This window comes from Cellulomonas sp. 73-92 (assembly GCF_001898175.1).
Classification (GTDB): Bacteria; Actinomycetota; Actinomycetes; order Actinomycetales; family Cellulomonadaceae; genus Cellulomonas.
Genome location: NZ_MKTH01000008.1, coordinates 120,436 through 142,980 on the forward strand (window position 1 = coordinate 120,436; position 22,545 = coordinate 142,980).

At 72.8% G+C, this 22,545-nt stretch carries 19 protein-coding genes and 1 tRNA gene; 15 read left to right on the plus strand and 5 right to left on the minus strand.

Going from position 1 to position 22,545, the window contains the following annotated elements:
- The first annotated feature begins 5 nt into the window (after positions 1-5).
- From BGO37_RS04030 to BGO37_RS04055, 6 genes are all read left to right on the plus strand, one after another.
- Positions 6-1,040 carry a DUF4349 domain-containing protein gene (locus BGO37_RS04030; RefSeq protein ID WP_291752529.1) on the plus strand — a complete coding sequence of 345 codons (1,035 nt, stop codon included), beginning with the start codon at positions 6-8 and terminating at the stop codon, positions 1,038-1,040.
- Positions 1,041-1,273: 233 nt separating this feature from the next.
- Complete coding sequence (locus BGO37_RS04035) at positions 1,274-3,184, plus strand: DUF4914 family protein (RefSeq protein ID WP_291752530.1); 1,911 nt, start codon at positions 1,274-1,276, stop codon at positions 3,182-3,184.
- A 70-nt stretch (positions 3,185-3,254) separates the two neighbouring features.
- Positions 3,255-5,957 (plus strand): HAD-IC family P-type ATPase, encoded by a 2,703-nt coding sequence (locus BGO37_RS04040; RefSeq protein WP_291752531.1) that lies wholly within the window; start codon positions 3,255-3,257, stop codon positions 5,955-5,957.
- 102 nt (positions 5,958-6,059) lie between these two features.
- Positions 6,060-8,600, plus strand: a complete 2,541-nt coding sequence (locus BGO37_RS04045) for a sodium-translocating pyrophosphatase (protein ID WP_291752532.1) — start codon at positions 6,060-6,062, stop codon at positions 8,598-8,600.
- Positions 8,597-9,655 carry a glycosyltransferase family 1 protein gene (locus BGO37_RS04050; RefSeq protein WP_291752534.1) on the plus strand — a complete coding sequence of 353 codons (1,059 nt, stop codon included), beginning with the start codon at positions 8,597-8,599 and terminating at the stop codon, positions 9,653-9,655. The genes BGO37_RS04045 and BGO37_RS04050 overlap by 4 nt, the downstream gene beginning before the upstream one ends.
- Before the next feature lie 256 nt (positions 9,656-9,911).
- On the plus strand, positions 9,912-10,736 hold the full coding sequence (locus BGO37_RS04055; RefSeq protein ID WP_291752535.1) for a PadR family transcriptional regulator: 825 nt from the start codon (positions 9,912-9,914) through the stop codon (positions 10,734-10,736).
- A gap of 64 nt (positions 10,737-10,800) precedes the next feature.
- On the opposite strand, the gene BGO37_RS04060 is transcribed toward BGO37_RS04055, so the two are convergent.
- Complete coding sequence (locus BGO37_RS04060; RefSeq protein WP_291752536.1) at positions 10,801-11,445, minus strand: ThuA domain-containing protein; 645 nt, start codon at positions 11,443-11,445, stop codon at positions 10,801-10,803.
- A gap of 255 nt (positions 11,446-11,700) precedes the next feature.
- On the opposite strand from BGO37_RS04060, the gene BGO37_RS04065 reads away from it, so the two are divergent.
- The 5 genes from BGO37_RS04065 (at position 11,701) to BGO37_RS04085 (ending at position 15,770) form a co-directional block, all read left to right on the plus strand.
- Positions 11,701-11,774: transfer RNA gene (locus BGO37_RS04065), tRNA-Met, on the plus strand.
- Between the two features lie 271 nt (positions 11,775-12,045).
- A complete protein-coding gene (locus BGO37_RS04070; RefSeq protein ID WP_291752537.1) occupies positions 12,046-13,182 on the plus strand; it encodes a hypothetical protein in 1,137 nt (378 codons plus the stop codon).
- A gap of 62 nt (positions 13,183-13,244) precedes the next feature.
- The gene (locus BGO37_RS04075; RefSeq protein ID WP_291752538.1) at positions 13,245-14,591 is read left to right on the plus strand and encodes a radical SAM protein; all 1,347 of its coding nucleotides are present in this window, start codon (positions 13,245-13,247) and stop codon (positions 14,589-14,591) included.
- On the plus strand, positions 14,591-14,887 hold the full coding sequence (locus tag BGO37_RS04080; protein WP_291752539.1) for a hypothetical protein: 297 nt from the start codon (positions 14,591-14,593) through the stop codon (positions 14,885-14,887). Before BGO37_RS04075 ends, BGO37_RS04080 begins: the two co-directional genes overlap by 1 nt.
- Positions 14,888-15,221: 334 nt before the next feature.
- Positions 15,222-15,770, plus strand: coding sequence for a hypothetical protein (locus BGO37_RS04085; RefSeq protein ID WP_291752540.1), 549 nt, complete (start codon positions 15,222-15,224; stop codon positions 15,768-15,770).
- 36 nt (positions 15,771-15,806) lie between these two features.
- On the opposite strand, the gene BGO37_RS04090 is transcribed toward BGO37_RS04085, so the two are convergent.
- From BGO37_RS04090 to BGO37_RS04100, 3 genes are all read right to left on the minus strand, one after another.
- Positions 15,807-17,486 (minus strand): ABC1 kinase family protein, encoded by a 1,680-nt coding sequence (locus BGO37_RS04090; RefSeq protein WP_367188084.1) that lies wholly within the window; start codon positions 17,484-17,486, stop codon positions 15,807-15,809.
- Between the two features lie 3 nt (positions 17,487-17,489).
- Positions 17,490-18,035, minus strand: a complete 546-nt coding sequence (locus BGO37_RS04095; RefSeq protein ID WP_291752541.1) for a PadR family transcriptional regulator — start codon at positions 18,033-18,035, stop codon at positions 17,490-17,492.
- A 133-nt stretch (positions 18,036-18,168) separates the two neighbouring features.
- Positions 18,169-18,864, minus strand: coding sequence for a GntR family transcriptional regulator (locus BGO37_RS04100; RefSeq protein ID WP_291752543.1), 696 nt, complete (start codon positions 18,862-18,864; stop codon positions 18,169-18,171).
- 125 nt (positions 18,865-18,989) lie between these two features.
- On the opposite strand from BGO37_RS04100, the gene BGO37_RS04105 reads away from it, so the two are divergent.
- The 4 genes from BGO37_RS04105 to BGO37_RS04120 all read left to right on the plus strand — a co-directional run bounded on the left by BGO37_RS04105 (position 18,990) and on the right by BGO37_RS04120 (position 21,473).
- Complete coding sequence (locus tag BGO37_RS04105; RefSeq protein WP_291752545.1) at positions 18,990-19,298, plus strand: hypothetical protein; 309 nt, start codon at positions 18,990-18,992, stop codon at positions 19,296-19,298.
- Positions 19,299-19,361: 63 nt separating this feature from the next.
- Positions 19,362-19,973 (plus strand): TetR/AcrR family transcriptional regulator, encoded by a 612-nt coding sequence (locus BGO37_RS04110; protein ID WP_291752547.1) that lies wholly within the window; start codon positions 19,362-19,364, stop codon positions 19,971-19,973.
- Positions 19,970-20,968: a type I glyceraldehyde-3-phosphate dehydrogenase gene (gene gap / locus BGO37_RS04115; RefSeq protein WP_291752548.1), complete on the plus strand. Its 999-nt coding sequence runs from the start codon at positions 19,970-19,972 to the stop codon at positions 20,966-20,968. The genes BGO37_RS04110 and gap overlap by 4 nt, the downstream gene beginning before the upstream one ends.
- 46 nt (positions 20,969-21,014) lie before the next feature.
- Positions 21,015-21,473, plus strand: a complete 459-nt coding sequence (locus BGO37_RS04120) for a nitroreductase/quinone reductase family protein (RefSeq protein ID WP_291752550.1) — start codon at positions 21,015-21,017, stop codon at positions 21,471-21,473.
- A gap of 13 nt (positions 21,474-21,486) precedes the next feature.
- On the opposite strand, the gene BGO37_RS04125 is transcribed toward BGO37_RS04120, so the two are convergent.
- Positions 21,487-22,521 carry an SIS domain-containing protein gene (locus tag BGO37_RS04125; RefSeq protein WP_291752551.1) on the minus strand — a complete coding sequence of 345 codons (1,035 nt, stop codon included), beginning with the start codon at positions 22,519-22,521 and terminating at the stop codon, positions 21,487-21,489.
- Between the last annotated feature and the right edge of the window lie 24 nt (positions 22,522-22,545).

The following is a 22,545-nucleotide window of genomic DNA, read 5'->3' on the forward strand; positions in this document are numbered from 1 at the left end:
CCCGCATGACGACCGCCGGTCCCACCTGCACCTGTGTCCCACCGCACCGGCAGCGCCGCCGGATCGGGGCGGCCCTCGCGGCCGCGGCCCTGCTCGGCGCGCTGGTCGCGGGCTGCTCCTCGTCCAGCGGCTCGAGCTCCGCGGGCTCGGCACCGCAGCAGGGCGGGCTCGCCCAGGGCGGCGGTGCCGGCGACACGGCCGCCCGGCCCGCCGCGGGCGCGACCGGGGCCGCGGGCTCGCCCGCGGCGGCCCGTCAGGTGGTGAAGAACGGCGAGCTGTACCTCACGGTGGACGACCCGGTCGCGGCGGCCGACCGGGTCGCGAGCGTCGCCGAACGGCTCGGCGGGCGCGTCGACCAGCGCGACCAGACCGCCGGCACCGGGAGCGAGGCCGGCTCCGCGTCGATGACGATCCGGGTGCCCGCCGCGTCCCTCGAGGAGGCCGTCACGGAGCTGGGCGCCCTGGGCAAGGTCAGCCGCTACACGGAGAAGACGCAGGACGTCACCGGGACGGTGGTCGACCTCGACGCCCGCATCACGGCGGCGCAGGCCTCGGTCGACCGGGTCCAGGGGTTCCTGCAGCACACGTCGACCACGACCGAGCTGCTGTCCACGGAGCAGGCGCTGTCGCAGCGGCAGGCGGAGCTGGAGCAGCTGCAGGGTCAGCGCGCCTCCCTGGCCGACCAGGTCGCGATGTCGACCCTCGCCGTGTCGCTGACCGCGCCCGGCGCCCCGGCGATCCAGGCCCCCGAACCTCGGACGTTCCTGGACGGTCTCGGGGTGGGCTGGCACTCGTTGCTCGCGGCGCTGCGGGGCGCCTCCATGGTGCTCGGCGTGCTGCTGCCGTGGCTGGTCGTCGCCGCGGTGCTCGTCCCCGTCCTCGTCTGGTCGCGCCGGTGGTACCGGCGGCGCCGGCCCGCCCGCGCCGCCGTGGCCGGCGCGCCCGTGGGCGCTCCGGGCTGGCCCGCCGCTCCCCCGCCCCCCGGTCCCGGCCTCCCACCGTCCGGCCCCGCCGCTCAGCCGCCCGCCCCACGCGGGTGAGTGCCATCGGCGGGACGCGCCGCTGACCTGGACGTTGACCACGCCCTGACCGCCGGATGACCACCTGGTGGTCACCGGGCGACGCGGCGAGCCCGAAGGTCCCACGAATTCTCGTCCCACTGTTCGTAGCGTCATGCCACGTCACATGCCGTTCAATGGAACCGCATCGCCAGTGCCGGCGCCCTGGACGGCTGCGGCCGCGACGGGCTGCCGACCTCGTCGAAGGAGCCGCCGTGAGCCTCACCACCTCCACGCCGCTGTCCGAGGTCAACCTGCCGCAGGCGGTGCGCGCCGCGCTCGAGGCGAGCCCGCGGCTGATCGTCCCCGAGTCGCGCGCGGACCTGTACGCGCTCGCGCTCGGCCCCGCCGGGGGACCCGTGTTCACGGTGGAGTACGACGTCGACGGCACCGCCGTCCCCGAGGCGACGGTGACCCGCTGCCGCAACGGCATCGCCGTGAACTACCCCGAGGACTACATGCGGCGCCGCGACCCCGACTGCATGCGCATCGCGGACGACCGGCCGACCGACAAGCCGCGCTACCGCGACGTGTACGGCGCCGACTTCGCCCCGGTCAAGCAGAAGACGCTCGACTGGCTGGGCACCCAGGAGCTCGTCGTGGTGCCGTTCAAGGCCGGCGGCCCGTCGTTCGGGTACCCGTCGCTGGCGGTGGTGCCGGCCAATGCCGCGTTCTTCGCGCTCATCCTCGTCGACCTGCAGGGCTGGGTGACGTTCGAGGAGATCGGCCCGTTCACGCCGCGCTCGATCCTCTACCTCGCGCCACCGTTCCGGCACACCGAGTTCGGCGGCCGCCAGGTCGTCGTCCACGACCGCACCGAGACGCTGCACGAGGTGTTCGCCTACAACGTGTACCCCGGGCCGAGCGCCAAGAAGGGCGTGTTCTCGGTGCTCCTGGACATCGGCGAGCAGGAGGGCTGGATCACGGCCCACGCGTCGAGCGTGCAGGTGACGACGCCGTACGAGAACGAGACCGTCATCATGCACGAGGGCGCCTCGGGCGGTGGCAAGTCGGAGATGACGCAGGAGATCCGCCGCGAGGAGGACGGCCGCATCCTCGTCGGCACCAACGTCGTGACCAACGAGCCGTACCACCTCACGCTCGGCGAGACGAGCGCGCTGGCGCCGGTCACCGACGACATGACGCTGTGCCACCCGGCCGTCCAGCGGAACAACCACAAGCTCGTCGTCTCCGACGCCGAGGCCGGGTGGTTCGTCCGGGTCGACGGCATGACGAGCTACGGCGAGGACCCGGCCTTCGAGCGCGTGATCATCCACCCCGAGGAGCCGCTCGTCTTCCTCTCGCTGGACGGCGTGCCCGACTCGACGGTGCTGCCGTGGGAGCACACGCTCGACTCCAACGGCAAGCGCTGCCCCAACCCGCGCGTGATCGTCCCCCGGCGGTTCATCCGCCACGTCATCGCGGAGCCCAAGGAGGTCGACGTCCGCACGTTCGGCGTGCGCATGCCCGCGTCGACGAGGGAGAAGCCCAACTACGGGATCATGGGGATGATGCACATCATCCCGCCGAGCCTGGCGTGGGTGTGGCGGCTCATCGCCCCGCGCGGCGACAAGAACCCGTCGATCGGCGAGTCCCGGGCCGAGAGCACGGCGCTGGCGCACGGCGGCCTCGTCGCCGAGGGCGTCGGCTCCTACTGGCCGTTCTCGACCAACACCAAGGTCGGCTCGGCGAACCTCCTGCTGTCGCAGCTGGTCGCGAACGACCACACGCGCTACGTGCTCATCCCCAACCAGCACATCGGCGCCTACAAGGTCGGCTTCGCGGCCGAGTGGCTGACCCGCGAGTACCTCGCCCGGCGCGGTGGTGGACGCATCCGCCGCGAGGAGCTGGCACCGGCGCGTTGCCCGCTGTTCGGCTACCGCCCGCGCGAGGTCAAGATCGACGGCCAGCAGATCCGCCCCACACTCCTGTCGCCCGAGCACCAGTCGCAGGTCGGCGTCGAGGCGTACGACGCGGGGGCGGCGATCCTCGCCGGCTTCTTCAAGCACGAGCTCACGCAGTTCCTCACCGACGAGCTCGACCCGCTGGGCCGCCAGATCATCGAGGCCGTGCTCGACGACGCGACCGTCGACGACTACGAGATGCTGACCCCGCTCTACATCTGATCCCTGTGGCGGGTGGGGCGCGCACCGGCGAGGCTGGTGCGCACCTCACCTGTCCGGACGGGGGCCTCGGATGAGCACGGTCGCGCAGTCACCGGTCGTCCCGTACGCGGCGCCGCCCGGGGAGGTGCTCGCCGCGCTCGGGTCGAACGAGCGGGGGCTGTCGTCGGACGACGCCGCACGCCGCCTGGCGGAGGTGGGGCCCAACCGGCTGCCCGAGCCGCCGCGCCGGCACCCCGTGCTGCGGTTCCTGGCGCACTTCGACGACGTGCTCATCTACATCCTGCTCGCCGCGGCCGTGCTCAAGGCGATCCTCGGGGAGTGGGTGGACTTCGCCGTCATCCTCGTCGTCGCCGTGGTCAATGCCCTCGTCGGCTACGTCCAGGAGGGCCGCGCGGCCAGCGCGCTCGCGGGGATCGCGACGATGCTCTCGGTCGACGCCCAGGCGCTGCGCGACGGCGCGTGGCAGCACGTCGACGCGCAGTCCGTGGTCCCCGGGGACGTGGTCCGGGTGCGGTCCGGCGACCGAGTGCCGGCCGACGTCCGGCTCCTCGAGGCGGTCACGCTGCAGGTCGACGAGGCCGCCCTGACCGGCGAGTCGCTCCCCGCGGCCAAGGATGTCGCCGCGGTGGCCGCCGACGCGGGCGTCGGCGACCGCACGTCGATGCTGTTCTCCGGCACGATCGTCGCGGCGGGCCGCGGGGTGGCGGTGGTCACGGCGACGGGCGCCGGCACCGAGATCGGGCGCATCCAGGCGCTCGTCACCGGGGCCGGCCAGCACCTGGAGACACCCCTGACCCGGCAGCTCGCCCGGCTCGGCAAGCAGCTGTCGCTGACCATCCTCGGCATGGCGGCCGTGATGCTGGTCATCGGCCGGGTGGTGCACGCGTTCGCGCTCGACGAGCTGGTCTCGGCCGCCATCGGCTTCGCCGTCGCCGCGGTGCCCGAGGGCCTCCCGGCGCTCGTCACCATCACGCTGGCGCTCGGCGTGCAGCAGATGGCGCGCCGCCACGCGATCACCCGGCGGCTTCCGGCCGTCGAGGGGCTCGGCTCGGTGACGACGATCTGCTCGGACAAGACCGGCACCCTGACCAAGAACGAGATGACCGCGAGCACGGTCGTCACCGGCGGTGCCACCTACACGGTCGAGGGGCTCGGCTACGAGCCCACCGGGCGGGTGCTCCTCGACGGCGCGCCCGCGCCGCTGCGCGAGCACGACGACCTGGCCGCCATGACGCTCGCGTTCCTCGCGTGCGCCGACGCCCGGCTCGTCGAGTCGGGCGGCCGCTGGACGGTCGTCGGGCAACCGACCGAGGGTGCCCTCGTCGCGCTGGCCCGCAAGGCCGGCGCCGACGCCGACCGGGTGGTGCGGCTGGCACAGGTGCCCTTCGAGTCGTCGAACAAGCTCTCCGCGACGCTCGACGAGCACGACGGCGTGCGCGCGGTGCACGTGGTCGGCGCGCCGGACCGGCTCCTCGACCGCGCGACGACCGAGCTGCGCGGCGGGGTCGCGGCCCCGCTGGACCGGGCCCGGTGGGACGCGGTCGTCGACGACCTCGGCGGCCGCGGCCTGCGCGTGCTCGCCGCCGCGCGGCGGCCGGCGCCCGGCGAGGACGGGCTCTCGCTCGCGGCGGTGGGCGACGAGCTGGAGCTGCTCGGCCTCGTCGGGATCGTCGACCCGCCACGACCGGAGGCGGTCCAGGCGATCGCGGACTGCCACGCCGCGGGCATCCACGTGACGATGATCACCGGCGACCACGCCGGCACCGCCGAGGCGATCGCGCGCGAGCTGGGCATCGTCGGGCCGGACGGCACCAGGGTGGTCACCGGTGCCGAGCTCGAGGCGATGACGCAGGACGAGCTGCGCCGCCACGTGCTGGAGGTGGCCGTCTTCGCCCGGACCTCCCCGGAGCACAAGATCCGCATCGTCCGCGCGCTGCAGTCGCACGGCCAGGTGGTCGCGATGACCGGCGACGGCGTCAACGACGCGCCCGCCCTCACGCGCGCGGACGTCGGCGTGGCCATGGGGATCAAGGGCACGGAGGCGACGAAGGAGGCGGCCGACATCGTCCTGGCCGACGACAACTTCGCCACCATCGAGCGCGCGGTGGAGGAAGGGCGGCGGATCTACGACAACATCCGCAAGTCCGTCGTCTTCCTGCTGCCGACGAACGGGGCGCAGTCGCTCGTCATCCTCGTCGCGGTGCTCGCCGGCCTCGCGCTGCCCCTCCAGCCCGTGCAGATCCTGTGGGTCAACCTCGTCACCGCGGTCACGCTGTCGCTCGCCCTGGCGGGCGAGCCGGCTGAGCGCGGCATCATGTCGCGGCCGCCGCGTCCCGCAGGCTCGCACGTCGTCACGCCTCGGCTGCTGGCGCTCATCATCGTGGCGTCGCTGCTCATCGGCGGCGCGACCCTCGGGGTGTACCTGCTCGACGGTCGCCTCGGCGCCAGCGCCGGCACGTCGCAGACCGCCGCGGTGACCGTCCTGGCCGTCGCCCAGCTGACGTTCCTGTTCAGCTGCCGCTTCCTGGGATCGTCGAGCCTGACGCCGCGCGTGCTGCGGGGCAACCGGCTCGTCTGGATCGCGTGCGGCGCGCTCGTGGCGCTGCAGCTCGTGTTCGTCTACGCGCCGTTCATGCACGCGTGGTTCTCGTCGACGCCCCTCGGGGTGCGCGACTGGGCGCTGGCGGCGGGTGCCGCCGTCGTCGTCCTCCTGCTCACCGAGGCGGCGAAGGCCGTGATCAGAGGCACCGAGGGGCCGGCCCGCGCCATGTGACGTGGATCTCAATTCGGTGGGTCATTGGTCACGTCCCGGTGCGGAACCCCCCTCATAACGTGGTTCCGACAAGCAAGGTCGCTTTCACCCGGGATCGGAACGATGACGAACATCGCGTTGTTCTCCAGCCTCTTCCCCCAGTCGGCCGGCGATTCTTCCGGCGGCGAGGCCAACCTCGTCCTGCCGGATCTCTCGGTCGTCCACGTCGTCGGAGGGGCCTCCGGCCGCCTCCTCCTCATCATCGGCCTCGTCCTGTGCGTGCTCGGGCTCGGCTTCGGCGTCATGGTGTTCACGCAGCTGCGCAAGCTGCCGGTGCACACGTCGATGAAGGAGATCTCCGAGCTCATCTACGCGACGTGCAAGTCCTACCTGACGCAGCAGGGCAAGTTCCTGCTGACGCTGTGGGTGTTCATCGCCGCGGTGATCGTCGTCTACTACAAGGCGCTGCAGCACTTCAGCTGGGGCCGCGTGGCGATCATCATCGCCTTCAGCCTCCTCGGCATGGCGGGCTCCTACGGCGTGGCCTGGTTCGGCATGCGCGTCAACACGTTCGCCAACTCGCGCACGGCGCACGCGTCGCTCGCCGGTGACCCCGTCCCGGTGCACCGCATCCCGATGAAGTCCGGCATGTCCGTCGGCATGGTGCTCATCAGCACCGAGCTGCTCATGATGCTCGTCATCCTGCTGTTCCTGCCCGTCGACATCGCCGGCGCCTGCTTCATCGGCTTCGCCATCGGCGAGTCCCTCGGCGCGTCCGTGCTCCGCATCGCGGGCGGCATCTTCACGAAGATCGCCGACGTCGGTTCCGACCTCATGAAGATCGTCTTCAAGATCAAGGAGGACGACGCCCGCAACCCCGGCGTGATCGCCGACTGCACGGGCGACAACGCGGGCGACTCGGTCGGCCCGTCGGCCGACGGCTTCGAGACCTACGGAGTCACCGGCGTCGCGCTCATCACGTTCATCCTGCTGGCCGTGTCCTCCGGCACCGTCCAGGCCACGCTGCTCGTCTGGATCTTCGCGGTCCGTGCGGTCATGCTCGTCGCCTCGGCCCTGTCGTACCTGGTCAACGACGCGATCGTGCGGGCCCGGTACGCCAAGGCCACACGGATGAACTTCGAGGCGCCGCTCACCCAGCTCGTGTGGCTGACCAGCGGGGTGTCCATCGTCCTGACGTTCGTCACCACCTGGTACGTCCTCGGCAACCTCACGGGCGACGCCGCAGGCGTGTGGTGGAAGTTCGCCGTCATCATCTCCCTCGGCACGCTGGCCGGCGCGATCATCCCCGAGCTGGTCAAGGTGTTCACGTCGACCAAGAGCAAGCACGTCCGCGAGGTCGTCAAGTCCTCGCGCGAGGGCGGGCCGTCGCTCAACATCCTGTCCGGCCTGGTCGCCGGCAACTTCTCCGGCTACTGGCTGGGCCTGACGATCGTCGCGCTCATGAGCGGCGCGTTCCTCATCAGTGAGATGGTTCCCTCGACCCTCATGGTCGCGCCGGCGGTGTTCGCCTTCGGGCTGGTCGCGTTCGGCTTCCTCGGCATGGGCCCGGTGACCATCGCGGTCGACTCCTACGGCCCGGTGACGGACAACGCACAGAGCGTCTACGAGCTCTCGCTCATCGAAGAGGTCCCGGACATCGACGCCGAGCTGAAGAAGGAGTTCGGCATCGACGTCAAGTGGGACTCGGCCAAGCAGATGCTGGAAGAGAACGACGGCGCCGGGAACACGTTCAAGGCGTCCGCCAAGCCGGTGCTCATCGGCACCGCCGTCGTCGGCGCCACCACCATGATCTTCTCGATCATCATGGCGCTGACGAACCGCCTCACCGAGAACGTCGGCAACCTGTCGCTGCTGCACCCGCCATTCCTGCTCGGCCTCATCACGGGCGGCGCGATGATCTACTGGTTCACCGGCGCCTCGATCCAGGCCGTCACGACGGGCTCGTACCGTGCGGTCGAGTTCATCAAGGAGCACATCAAGCTCGACGCGACGGCCACCAGGGCGAGCGAGAGGGACTCCCGCAAGGTCGTCGAGATCTGCACGCAGTACGCGCAGCAGGGCATGCTCAACATGTTCCTCGCGGTGTTCTTCGGCACCCTGTGCTTCGCCTTCCTCGAGCCGTACTTCTTCATCGGCTACCTCGTCTCGATCGCCGTCTTCGGCCTCTACCAGGCGATCTTCATGGCGAACGCCGGCGGCGCCTGGGACAACGCGAAGAAGGTCGTCGAGGTCGACCTGCACGCCAAGGGCACGGCGCTGCACGACGCGACGATCGTCGGCGACACCGTCGGCGACCCGTACAAGGACACCTCGTCGGTCGCGCTCAACCCCGTCATCAAGTTCACGACGCTCTTCGGCCTCCTGGCCGTCGAGCTGGCCGTCAGCCTGACGTCCGGTGGCAACGGGACGCTCGTCAAGGTCTTCTCCGGCGTGTTCCTCGCCGTGTCGGCCTACTTCGTGTGGCGCTCGTTCTACGGCATGCGCATCCGCGCGTCGCTGGAGGACACTGTCGAGGAGCCCCCGGCATCGGACCCGATCGTGCCGGCCGCCGATCGGCGGCCCGTGGGGGTCGTCTCGCAGTCCGGTGACCCCGCGGAGGTCGACGCCGTGAACAACGACGCGGAGAAGAGCGCAGCGCGATGAGCGCCCGGCGGATCGCGATCAAGCACGACGCCGCGCTCGTCGACGGCGACGGGCACGTCGTCGGGCACGACGCGGGGTCGACGCTCGTCCGCCGCCTGCTGCGGGTGTTCCCCGGGGCCGAGCTCATCGGCCCCGGGCCCCGCCGGTGCGAGGGCTTCGACCTCATCCCGCTGGAGTTCGTCGACCCGGTGACCACCGTGGTCATCAACATGGACGTGCTCGACTCCGTCGACGTGTGGCGCACCCTGCGACCCGCCGGCGCCGAGCCGCGGCTGATGAACTTCGTCTGGTGGCCGACGACGACCTACCCGGAGACCGTGGAGCAGTCCGCGCTGGCGTTGTCCTGCGCCCTGTTCCCCACCTTCGCCAACTCCGAGCGCACCGCGACCGAGGTGCGCGAGGTGGTGTCGCGGTACACGGTGTCCGAGCTCGCCGAGAAGGCGAAGATCGCGTGGGTCAACCTGGGCTTCCGGCTGGACCACGTCCGCCCCCGCCAGGAGCCGACGACCCCGCTGGTGCTCTACCCCGCGATCTACGTCTCCGAGCGCAAGCAGCCGCGGATGTTCCTCGAGGTGGTCGAGCGCGTCCACGACAAGACGCCCATCCGCGTCGAGGCACGGCTGCACGAGTCGCACCTGGTGTCCGAGCTCGCGATGCGCATGTCGCACCGCGACTGGATGTGGGTGGGGCCGCTCACCGCGACCCGCGACTCCTACTGGGAGGCGCTGTCGCGCACCACGGCGTTCCTCGCCACGGCGACCGAGGAGTCGTACGGCCTCGAGTACGTCGAGGCGCTGGCGGCCGGGGCGGTCGGGGTGTTCCCCGACCTGCCGTGGGCGCACGCGCTGCTGCCGGTCGACTACCCGTTCTTCTACCGCACGCCGGCCGAGGCCGAGGACCAGCTCACGCGCGCCGTGAGCGACCCCGCGTCGTGCTGGAAGGAGATCGACGAGGCCGCGGGCGGGAGCCTCGCGCGGTGGCTGCGCGACCGGCACTCCGACGACCTGTTCGAGAAGGCGATCATCGGCCGCGTCCACGAGTGGTTCGGCGCCTAGGCAGCACGACGAAGGGCGGCGACGGCCGCCCGCGAGCGGTTCCCCGTGGGGCCCGGCCGGACGGCCGGGCCCCACGGCGCGTTCCGGGGCCGGGCCGGGAGCGGCGTGGGAGCACGGCCGAGCGCCATCGTCACCCCACTTGCCAACGATATGTCTTCGATATATCGTTACGCCGTCCGGTGGAGATGACGACTCCCGGACGGCGCATCGCGCCTCACCGTCCCGGGCACCGGGACCCCACATGCAGGAGCACACCATGACCACGCACCACCATCACCACCACCGCGACCCGCATCCGTTCGAGGACGCCCGCACGCACGCCCACCACGACCCCTTCGTCGGCCCGTGGTTCGGCCCTCGCGAGGGCCGTCGCGGACCCTTCGTCGGAGGGCCGCCCTGCGGCCCGGTCCCCGAGGAGCAGCGACGCCGCTTCCGCGACCAGCCCGCCGGCCCCGGCCCCCGGGGCGGCCGTGGCCGCTTCGCCGGCGGGCCGCCGTTCGGTCCCGGCTTCGGGCCGGAGGGCCCCTTCGGCCCGGGCGGACCCGAGGCGGCCTTCGAGGCCATGCAGGGGCGCGGCTTCCGGCACGGCCGGCGCGCCGGGCGCGGCGACATCCGGGCCGCGATCCTGCTGCTCCTCGCCGAGCAGCCGCGCCACGGCTACGACCTGATCCGCGAGATCGCGGAGCGGACCGACGGCGCCTGGACCGCGAGCCCGGGCGCGGTCTACCCCGCGCTGTCGATGCTCGAGGACGAAGGTCTCGTCACCATCGCCGCCGAGGGCGGCCGCCGGCTGGCGAGCCTCTCGGAGGCCGGCCAGGCGTACGTCACGGCCCACGCCGACGAGCTCGGCGACCCGTTCGCCGACGCCAACGCCCGCACCCCGAAGTCCCGCTGGGCGCTGCGCGAGGCCGTGCGCGGGCTCATGGGCGCGAGCATGCAGGTCGCCCAGACCGGCGACGAGGCGCAGGTCGCGCGCGCGCTCGTCGTGCTCGACCGCGCCCGCAAGGACCTCTACCTGGTCCTCGCCGGCGAGCAGCCGGGCACGCCCGCCGCAACGTCGGACGACGAGCCGGAGGCCTGAGCCTCCACCACCTCCACGAACGGCCCGTCCGAGTGATCTCGTGCGGGCCGTTCGTCGGGCGAGCTCAGGCCGTGAGCCAGGCGATCTCGCGGCGCAGCAGGTCCGTGCGGCCCTCCGACGCGAACGACCGGGCGTCGTGGCCGAGGGTGTCGACGAGCACACGGGACGGGCCGGGCCCCTGCCACACCACCGGGAACGGGACCCCGTCATGCTCGACGACGACCAGCGGCCGGATCCCCTCGTCCAGGTCGAGGCCCGCGTAGCCCTCGTCGTACGCCGTGAACGGCGCCAGGCCGGCGCTGACCGGGTGCTCGTCGTCCGCGGCGCGGAAGGCCGTGTCGCCGAGCGGTGGGTGCCACGAGTGCGCTCCCCACCGGCCGCCGACCGCCGCGGCGTACGCGCCGCGGAACGCGCCGGAGCCCTGGTGCAGCGCGAGGATCGGGACGCCCGCGGCCACGATCGCCGTCAGACGCTCGTCGAAGGCGTCGAACGTGCCGTCGTCCGGCGTGCCCGGTGCCGCCTTCACGACGAGCAGGGCGAGGTCGGCCGGGTCGAATTCGTCGAGCGCCCACGGCATCGTGCCGCGCAGGACCGGGTCGAGCCCGGCCCGGGCGAGCTCCAGGGCCACGAGATGGCCCACCGCGGCGTCGTCGTGCCAGGGGTCGGTGAACGGGTGGTGGCCCACCAGGACCAGGGCCGTGCGCGGCATCGTGCTCCTTCGTCGTCGGCGCGCGTGCGGACCGCCGAGCGGCGGGCGAGGTCGCGCCTGCGAACGTAGCAGCATGCCGGGCGGCTCGAGGCCCGTCCCGACGGCACCGGCTCCGAGCGGGTCGATCGGCCCGTCCGACCGCCCTCGGCGGGGCTGCCACCAGGCGGTTTGCGTTCCCGTGACCGGCGCCCAGGGCATGCTCTCCATCCGCGGATTTGGGACCAGCGCCTGCGTGACGTAACCTGTACCAGCCGACGCGGGGTGGAGCAGCTCGGTAGCTCGCTGGGCTCATAACCCAGAGGTCGCAGGTTCAAATCCTGCCCCCGCTACTCATGATGTAGCACGTCAGAGGCCCTTTCGCTCAGCAGAGCGGGAGGGCCTCGGTCGTACCGGCCGACGCCCTGCTGCCCCTGGCGCCGGTGCGCCGGAGCGAGGCGGCGTAGCTGGAGCCGATCGACGAGGCGCTCGTGGAGCCGTCGAGCGCCGAGGCGGCCGATCGGGCGTTCTGAGCGGGGGCTCACCCGCGGCGGGCTTGCGTTCCCACTCCAGGGGAGGAGCCTGGGAGCAGGACTCGCGTGATGCGTGAGCAGGGAGTCAGCGATGACGACGACACCCGTTCCCCCGGCCGGACCGGCCCTCGACCCCTCCGGCAGCCCCGCTCCGCGCGACCTGCTGACCACCGCCCTCGGCCGGCTGGTGTCCGACGGCACGCTCACCGGGGCGCAGGCCGACGCAGTGCTGGCGGCAGTCGCCGGCGCCGGCCACCCGCCCACGGCCCAGGCCCCCGGGGTGCCTCCCGCGCCGGTGCCTGTGCAGGGGGTGACACCGACCGCGCCGACGGCGCCTTCATGGCGGGACAGGCTGCTCGAGGCGGCGGTCTACCTCGGCAGCGCCTTCGTGCTCGCCGCCGTCGGCGTGGTGGTGCAGCAGCAGTGGACGACCATGAGCCGCGGCATGCAGCTGCTGCTCGCCGCCGGTCTGACGGCGGTCGCGCTCGCCGCCGGCGTCGTCGTCGCCTGGCCGGTGCGAGCCCACGGTGGTGCGGCACCCCCAGGCCACGCCGTGCGGCGCCGCTCCGGCAGCGTGGTGCTGACGCTCGGTGTCGCGCTCGCGACGGCAACCACCGCGTTCGTCGTCACGGACGGACGCTGGAACCTGGTCGCGGCGGCCGCCGTCGCTGGGGTGCTGATGGCCGGCGTGGTGCTGGTTGCACCGAGCGTGCTGGCCGAGCTCGCGTTGTTCGTCGCCGGTGCGGCGCTGATGGTCTCCGCGCCTGATGCCGCGATGCCGGCCCCGGCGCAGGAGGGGCCGGGCGGCACCTTCGACTGGGCGGCCGTGGACCTCCTGCGTGGCGGCCTGCTGCTGGCGTTCGGCGCCGGGTGGGCGTGGGGTGCATCGCGGCGGCTGGCCCACCGGGAGCTGGGCGTGGCGCTGGGCCTGGCGGCGACGGTGATCGGTGCGATGACCACCGCCGGCCGCGGTGAACCGCTCGCGGCCGCCCTGCTCGGGGTGGTGGCGGTCGCCGCCGTGCTGACCTACCTCAAGGACCCCGTATGGCCGTGGGTGGTCGGTGCGGTCGGTGCCGTGTTCTTCGCGGTGGTGCTGGTGGGCAACCGGACCCTGGGACCGGCGCTGACGTTCCTCGCGGCCGGGCTGGTGCTGCTCGGGGGGACCGCCGCGGCGGTGCTGGTCGGGCGGCGCCGTGCCGCCCGGAAGGGCGGGCACCGGACGGCGTGAGGACACGGCAACGGCGTCGCGAGTCGCGGCGCCCGACGCCCACGAGCGGGAGGTGATTTCGCATGGTCGCGGCGACGTCGTTGCGGGGCGCTACGGACGTCGTCGGGCTGCTCGACGTGCCCGCGGGCGCCTACGTGCACATCCCCTTCTGCTCGTGGATCTGCCCGTTCTGCCCGTACAACAAGGTCCTGACGTCAGACGAGCTGAGCCGGCCGTACCTGACGGCGTTCCGGCAGGAGGTCGACGCGGTGGCCGACGCCCACCTGCGAGCGTTCGGGCCGTTCACCTCCCTGTACGTCGGCGGCGGGACGCCGACGCTCTTCCCGGAGATCCTGAACGACCTCGTCGACCGCCTCCCGGTCACGGGCCGGCGTGCGGTCGAGGTGCTGCCCACCCACGCCACCCCGGCCGGGCTCGACCGGCTCGCCGACGCCGGCTTCGACGCGGTGAGCATCGGTGCGCAGTCGTTCCACGACCCCGTGCTGCGCCGGCTGGGACGGCCGCACGACGCGGCCGCGTCCCGTGCGGCGGTGGCCGCCGCCGTGGGCCGGTTCGCGGTCGTGGACGTCGACCTCATCGTCGACGTCGCACTGGAGGGGCCTGGCACCGACCCGTGGACGGCGGCGTTCCTCGAGGACGCGGCCGAGTGCTTCGCCGCCGGCGTGGCCCAGGTGTCCACGTACCCGCTGATGCGGTTCGGCTACACACCGTTCGGCACCGGCCGGCACGCGCGGCGCCGGGAGCACGCGGTGCTGGCCGAGGTGGATCGCATCGCGCGGCGCAGCGGCTACGAACGCCGGTCGGTGTGGACGTTCGCGCGGAGCGGCGCCGAGGCGTACACGTCGATCACGCGCCGCCGGTTCCTCGGCATGGGCGCCGGTGCCGGCTCGGTCACAGGCCGGGACCTGCTGGTGAACCACTTCGGGCTGGCGCCGTACCGCGCTGCGGTCGACGCAGGTCGGTTGCCGGTGGCGCGGCGGTTCCACCTCGGGGACGGCGGCGGTGCAGCCTACGAGGCGTTCTGGCAGGCCTACGCCGGTGCTCTCGACGAGGGTGTGCTGCGCAGCGCCTACGGTCCCGCGGGCCTCCTGCCGGCGCGCTTGGCGACGGCCGCGGCACGGGCCTGCGGGCTCGTCGTCCCGGACCACGGCACGCTGCGGCTCACGCCCCGCGGGTACGACGTGTTCCATGACCTCGAACGACAGGTGACCTACCGGCTGATCGAGCCCCTGTGGGCGCAGCTGCTGCGGGAGCACGACGAGCGGGCAGCCGCCACGCCCGACGAGGTCCGGAGCGTGTCCTGGGCGGCCCCGGATCGGGGCCGGCGTGGTGCCGCGTGGTGGCTGGCTCGCCGGCTGACGGAACGCCCGGTGCCGACGTCGACGTGGACCGGTAGAGAGGCGGAGTGATGCACCCGTTCTACGAGCACAGCGCCGCGCTGCTGGCCCGGCACGACTCACGGGTTCTGGGCGTGGTGTCGATGGCGGCCTACCTGCTCTTCTGGGCCGCGGCGATCCCCGTCGCGCTGCGGATGCTGCGCCACGCCCTGCAGCCCGCCGGGCGCCCCGTGACGGACGACCTCGCGGTGGAGCTGGTCCGCGCCCGGTACGCCCGCGGCGAGATCGACCGCGCCGAGCTGCTGGAGCGGACCGACGTGCTGCGCCGTCAGGCAGGCGGAGCCCCGGGCCGGTCAGAACGCAGGTGAGGGGGTTTCGTCGTCTCCGGGACATGTGACCGGCACCCCCTGCCCCCGGCGCGCACCGACGGCGAGCCGGCGGCCACCGTCCGATCGCCCTGACCATCCGATCGCCGCACGCTGCTGCACGCCGGGGTCGCGGCGCCTTGGCGGGCGGCGAACGAACCCGACTGCCGTACGGGCCGCACGCCGGCCATGTCCGCGGGCAAGATCAGCACCATCGACCGGGCCCCCGCGGGCACGGTTGTTGTCGGCACGGCTGCCGCGGTCGTGGTCGCCGCTGTTCAGTTGGATGCCGAGCGTCTCAACCCCCGACTCGTCAAGGAATGGGTGGGATGGACACATGAGCAAGCCCTGGGAGCCCTTCGATCCGGCGGGTCGTCCGGTCGGCGGGGACGTGCTGTACGAGCTGCGGGCTGATCCCGGGTGGCTGCGTGGCCGGCTGGCGATGATCCTGGCGATCATCGCGGTGGTCCCATTCGCGGCGGCCGTCGCCTCCGGCGCAGGACTCGTCGCGTACCTCATCGCCGGGGCTGTGGTGGTGGTCTGCGACGTCGCCTACGCCGCGTGGTGGCGCGGGGCGATGAGCCCTACGCGGCTGCGGATCACGACCGCGGAGGTCGTGCTGGAAGGTGTGCGCGGAGGCGCCGTGCGGATCCCCGTCGGCGACGTCGAGTCGATCGACGTGCTGCCGGGAGGGACGACCACCGGCCCGTTCGGTGCGCTCGTCAGCGTCATGGTCACTCGCGAGTCCGACGGCGAGACACGCGGCGCGAGGACCTACCTTCCGGCGGATGTCGTCGAGAACGTCGACGAGCTCATCCAAGCCGCACTGGACCGGGCCCCCGGTGCCGAGATGAGACGGCAGGACCGGCTGGAAGCCGAGGAGTGAGGCAGCGGCGCCACGCTGGAGCGCCGCGAACCGGCGCTACCGGTGCCGCGGCCCGCGGCGCAGCGTGCCGATCAGCGGCAGGACCGAGACGGCCATCAGCACCTTGGCGAGCGTCGGCTCGGCCGGGTAGAGCACCGCCCCGGCCAGCAGGAGCGCCGCGAAGACGATGGCCATCGGGATCCGTCGCACCGAGCGGTCCAGCGCGCGGATGCGAAGGTCGAGCATGGGCGTCTTCACCGACAGGTCGCCGCGTTCGACGAGGGTCAGGATGCGGTCCACACGCCCGGGAAGGGCCACCAGCGACTGCACGATCTTGGTGCCCTCGGCGGCGACGGTGCTCCACAGTCCGCCTCTCCCACCCTCGTCGGAGACCAGGGTGGCGGCGTACGGGGTGATCGACGTCCACAGGTTGAACTCGGGGTTCAGGCCGGTGCACATGCCCGACAGGACCGCCAGCGTCCGACCGAGCAGCAGGAGGTTCTCCGGCAGCTGGAACGGCATGCTCACCAGCAGCTCGCGGAACTGCAGGCCGATGTCCCGCATCTCCTTGTGGCTGATGGTGCGCAGGTCGCTCATCGCCATGCCGCCGAAGCGGTCGAACACCTGAGCCACGGCCAGGTCCAGGAGCTTGGTGTCGGCGGTGGGCAGCAGCACGCCCATGGACGCGAAGGCGCTGACCAGGCGCGCCGAGTCCTGGGTACCCACCGCGATCAACGCCTCCCGCAGCGACGAGCGGAGCGTGTCGGGCACCCGTCCCACCATGCCGAAGTCGATGAACGTCAGCCGGAACTCGCCGGCCCGTCCCTCGACAGGCGCGACGAAGAGGTTGCCCGGGTGCGGGTCGGCGTGAAACACGCCGTCCTCGAAGATCTGCTGCAGGTAGGTCTCCACCAGCTTCTCGGCGACCCGCACGCGATCGATGCCGGCCGCGGTGATCGCCTCGTAGTCGCCGAGCCGGATCGCCGAGACGTCCTCGAGCGTGAGGACCCGCAGCCGTGAGTGCTCCCAGGCAACCCGCGGCACCACGACCTGGTCGTCGTTCTCGAACACCCAGCGGAAGTGCTCGGCGTTGCGAGCCTCGGCCGTGTAGTCGATCTCCTCCAGCGTGGTGGCCGCGAACTCCTCCACCAGCGCCGGGACATCGGCCCGGCTGCTGACCGGTCGGTACCGGGTCAGCCAGCCGCCCACGCGGCGCAGGGCAGCGAGGTCGACGGCGACGATCTGCTCGATCTCCGGTCGCTGCACCTTGACGACGACCTGCGCGAAGCCGGTCTCCGCCGCATCGGCGTCCCACAGCACCGCCCGGTGCGCCTGCCCCAGCGACGCGGCGGCCATCGGCGTCTCGTCGAAGCTCTGGAAAGCCTCGGCCAACGTGCGTCCCAGCTCCTCCTCGGCGCGCCGCCGGATGTCCGCAAAGGCGGCCGGTGGCACCTCGTCCTGCAGGCCTGCCAGCTCGTCGGTGATCTCGGCCGGCAGCACGTCCAGACGTGCCGAGAGGAACTGGCCCACCTTGATCATCAGGCCGCCCATCGACAGCGCGAGCGCCCGGAACCGCACCGCGGTGCGACGGTTCCGGGCGCTCCGGTTGCCGTTCGACCACCGGCCCAGCCCGATCCTGGGCAGGACGATCTCCCAGAGGATGAACCTCGCCATCACACCGGCGAAGAACGTGACGATCCGCCGGTAGCGTGCGCGTAGCCGAGGGGGCTCCGTCACGTCTCAGTCCTGGGCGAGCAGGGTGTAGACCTGCTTGCGCGCGGCGTCGAGGATCTCGATGGTCGACATGATCTGAGTCTTGTCGCCGGACTTCGCGATCTGCAGCACCGCCGCGGCCAGTCGCCCGCCGGCTTGGCGGAGCGCCGCATGACCACTCAGGTCGGAGCTGGCGGCCGCCAGGTCCCACGGCGCCGGCTCGTCGGCCAGGTCCGCCACCGCCGCCTGGCCGGCCTCGGTGAGCGAGAAGACCCTCTTGCCGCTGGTCTCCTTCGCGACGACCAGACCTTCGTCGGCGAGCATCTGCAGCGTGGGGTACACGGAGCCGGCGCTGGGGTTCCACGTTCCCCCGCTGCGCCGGGAGATCTCCTGGATGACCTGGTAGCCGTGCATCGGCTCGTCGGCCAGCACCCGCAGCACCGCGGGGCGGATGTCCCCCCGCCGCACGCGTCCCTGGTACCCGTAGCCCGGTCCGCCCATGCCGAAGCCCGCGAAGCTGCGCGCGAAGCTGCCGAGATCGGGACCGAGGTATCCACCGGTGTGGTGATGCATGTCCGTCTCCTCTCGATCGTGATAGTTCACGACACATCGTTCACTATCGCACCGGGGACCGTCATCACGCCGCCCGAGGGCTTCCGGCCGCGACGGCGCGCCGATGGCGGCGACGCGAGACCCGGGCCGCTCGTCAGGCCTCGGCCGGCGCTCCCGGCCGGCCGACCAGGCGGCTCCAGACCTCGTGGGTCCGCCGCAGGTGCTCGTCGAGCAGCCGCTCGAAGCCGTCGACGTCGTCCGCGGCGATCAGGTCCACAAGCTCGCGGTGCTCGGCCACGATGGCCGCGGTGCGCCCGGGCGAGGCGAGGCTCCGCGCGACGATGAACGCCTGCCGCTCGCGGAGCCGGTCGTACAGGTCGAGCAGCAGCGCGTTGCGCGCACCCTCGACGAACCGGCGATGCATCCGCACGTCGAGCGCGACGAAGCCTGCGAGGTCGCCCCGTCCCACGACCTCCTCTTGCTCCACCAAGGCGGGGACGAGCTCGGCCGCGAGCGCAGCGCGGCCCGCCGGGCCGAGCCCGCGGACGCCGGAGACCTCCAGCAGCAGGCGCGCACCGAAGATGTCGACCGCCTCCTGGGCCCCGATCTCGCGCACCAGCGCACCCTGGCGGGGGTAGACGGTGATCCAGCCCTCACCCTGCAGACGAAGCAGCGCCGCGCGCACCGGGGTCCTGCTGACCCCGATGCGCCGCGCGAGCTCGTTCTCGCTGAGCATCGAACCGGGAGCCAGCTCGCCCGACATGATCCTGGAGCGGGCGTACTCGTAGGCACCTTGGGCGGCGCTCACGCCACGCATCGTCGTGCTCGGCTCGACCGCAGTCTCGGGCATCGCCGGTCTCCCTTCGCGGGCCTCCCTGACGGCGGCAGCCTGCGCCGACCGTCCCACTCACCACGTGAGTACATCTTGTATCCCAGATGTATCCTGTGATTGTCAACGAGTCGAAAGGACATCTCATGAGCGTCATCGAGCGCACCGAGGTCGTCACCGTGGCGGTCCGCGGGGACGAGGTTCCGGCCGATGGTGTGGCCACGTACAGCGCGATCCTGCGCAACGGGGGCCCTGGCGCCCCGACCCGCCTCACCGTTCCGTCTGTCGACGGCCGGCCAGCCGGCCGTCTCGTCGTCGTCTGGGGCGACGACCCCGACGACGGTCGGCTCTGGCAGCTGGCGCGGGAGATCGGCCGCGAGGCCGTCTACACGCCCGTCCCGGTACCGATCTCCATGGCCGGCCCGGGCGACTGGTCCGTGCACCGAGCCGCGTGATCGACACAGGGAACGACGCCTGAGGCGTAGCCGACTGTACCTACTAGTAGGTACAGTCGGCTCGTGAGCACCCGCGAGCGCCTGACCGACGCGATGGCCGCGTTGCTGTGGGAGCGCGGGTACGCCGCGACGAGCCCGAACGAGGTGATGGCGCGGGCCGGCGTGGGGCAGGGCAGCATGTACCACCACTTCTCCGGCAAGCACGAGCTGGCGGTGGCGGCCTTCCGTGGCGCGATCGACACGCTGATCGCCGAGTCCGGCGTGCTGGCGGGCGAGGGGACGCCGGTCGAGCGCATCGAGCGCTACCTGGCGCAGCCCCGCCCGGGGACCAAGGGGTGCCGGGTCGGTCGCATGACCCAGGACCCGCAGGTGGTCCAGGACCCGGAGCTCCTCGCCCTCGTCGCCGGCGCCTTCGACACCGTCGCCGCCCGCTGGACGCAGGCGATCACCGAGGCGGTCGCCGCCGGCGAGCTGCCGGCGAGCACGGTGCCCGGCGACCTCGCCCTGACGCTGTCCGCGGTGCTGCAGGGCGGTTACGTCCTCGCCCGCGCGAAGGGCTCCCAGGCACCGATGGACGCGGCCGTGCGCGGCGCGGTCGCGCTCCTCGAGGCCGCCCGGGCCGCTGCGGCCCGACCCCAGCCACGCACCACACCATCGATCGAGGAGTGCTCATGACGGTTCGGGTAGGCATCAACGGGTTCGGGCGGATCGGCCGCAGCGTGCTGCGCGCCGCGCTGGCGAGCGGCGCCGACGTCGAGGTGGTCGCGGTCAACGACATCACCGACGTCACCACCCTGGCCACGCTGCTGGAGTGGGACTCAATCTCCGGTCACCTGGACGGCGTGCGGGTGGAGGGCGAGTCGATCGTCGTCGGCGAGCACTCGCTGCGGGTCTTCGCGCAGCGCGACCCCGCGCTCATCCCCTGGGGCGAGGTCGGCGCCGACGTCGTCATCGAGTCCACCGGTCGCTTCACGGACGCCGACAGCGCGCGCCTGCACCTGGCGGGCGGCGCGCGCAAGGTGATCGTCTCGGCGCCCGCGAAGGGCGACGTGCCGGCGATCGTCCTCGGGGTGAACACCGACGCCATCGACGTCGCGGCTCACGACGTGTTCTCCAACGGCTCGTGCACCACGAACTGCCTGGCGCCCATGGCCAAGGTGCTCCACGACGCCTTCGGCGTCGAGTCCGGGCTCATGACGACGATCCACGCCTACACCAGCGACCAGCGGCTGCACGACGCCCCGCACTCCGACCTGCGGCGCGCCCGCGCCGCGGCGATGTCCACCATCCCGACCTCGTCGGGCGCCGCCCGGACCATCGGCAGGATCATCCCCGAGCTCGACGGCCGGCTCACCGGCTTCGCGCTTCGCGTGCCGGTCCCGGTGGGGTCCATCACCGACCTCACCGCCGTGCTGACGAGGCCGGCCTCGGTGGCGGACGTCAACGAGGCGTTCCGCGCCGCGGCGGCGTCCGACGAGCTCGGGCGGTACCTGGAGTACTCGACCGCGCCGATCGTCTCGGCCGACATCGTCGGGAACCCGCACAGCGCGATCTTCGACGCCCCGCTGACGGAGGCGGTCGGGAACCAGGTGAAGGTCCTCGCCTGGTACGACAACGAGTGGGGCTTCTCGAACCGCCTGGTCGAGCTCGCGGAGATCGTCGGCCGGTAGCCGGTCTCGGGGTGCGATGGACGCGCGCTGACCGCAGGCTGTGGTCGTGAGCTTCACGACGCCCCCCGGCACCCACGGCACGCGGCAGCCGCGCGGCCCCGTCCTCCGCCTCGTCAACCGGATGTCCGTCGGCCGCGTGCGCCGCGCGGGAGGCCGGACGATGGGCATGGACCTGCTGATCCTGCACACGGTCGGACGCAAGACGGGCCACGAGCACGCCACCCCGGTGGCCTGGTTCCCGGGCACCGGCGCCTCGTGGCTCGTCGCCGCCTCGGCCAACGGCGCGGCGGGGCATCCGGCCTGGTACCTCAACCTGGCGGCGCATCCCGACGAGGTGGAGATCGAGGTGCAGGGGCGCACGGTCGCGGTGACGGCGGAGGAGCTGCACGGCCCGGAGCGCGAGGCTGCTTGGGCGCAGATCGTCCAGGCGGTGCCCCGGTTCGCCTCCTACGAGCGGAAGACGGACCGCGTCATCCCGGTGGTGCGGCTCGTCGAGCGCGGCTGAGGCGCACCGCTCCTCAGGGGGCGGGGACCTCCTCGAGCTTCGTGTCGAGGTCGTGGTAGAGGAACTCGGAGATCGGGAACGGCTTGTGCTCGATCGCCCGCGCGAGGGCCAGCTGCGCGACGACGACCTCCGCCGCCGCGCGCGCCAGCGGACCGAGCCCGGCCGGCACGGGGACGACGACCAGGCGCGGGTGGCCCGCCGACGGCACCCGGTCGGGCTCGGCGGTGACGACGACGACGTCGGCCCCGTGCTCCAGCAGCGGCGTGACCAGCGCAAGCTCGCGCCGGTCGCCCACGAGCACGACGCACGTCCCCGGCCCGGCGACCTCGATCGGCCCGTGCGCGTACTGGCCTGCGTCCCACGCGGCGGCGGGCGTGCGCAGCCCCTCGCGCACCATGAGCGCGGCCTCGGTCACGGCCGCGAACGACTCCCCCGAGCCGACGACGTCGACGTTGCTCGCGGCCGCCCACAGGTCGCCGACGGCGCGGCCGGCCTCGTCGTACCGCGCCAGCGCGGCGGCGACGGCCGTGGGGATCGCGGACGGCTCGTCGGCCGCCACGCCCCGGTCCGCGAGCAGCACCGCGTACGCGAGCAGCGTCGCCGTGTACCCGACCGTGTAGACCGGTGAGTCCGAGAACCCGCCCAGGCCGAGGGCGGCGTCCGTCACGGCGGTGATCTGCGCCTCCGGGAAGTTGCTGACGACGATCCGCTCGCCGACGGTCAGCCCCGCGCCAGCGGCGATCGGCTCCGGGCTGCGCCCGGACTCCGACACCAGCACGTAGTGGTCGGCCGGCTGGAAGCCGCCGGGCGTCGCGTCCACCTCCGACGCCGTCAGGTTGGCGAACCGCAGCCCCGCGCGCGCGAGCACCGGCCCGAGCACCCAGCCGGAGTTCGACGAGGCGCCCATCGCGACCAGCCCGATCGTCTCCCCCGCCCGCCACGGCGTCAGCCGCGCCGCCGCGACGTCGCGCGTCAGCCGCTGCAGCGCCGCAGCCAGCAGCCCGGGTTGCGACCGCACCGCCTCGACGTAGTCCGCGCGGTAGCTCATTCGTCCTCCTCCATCCGGATCCGG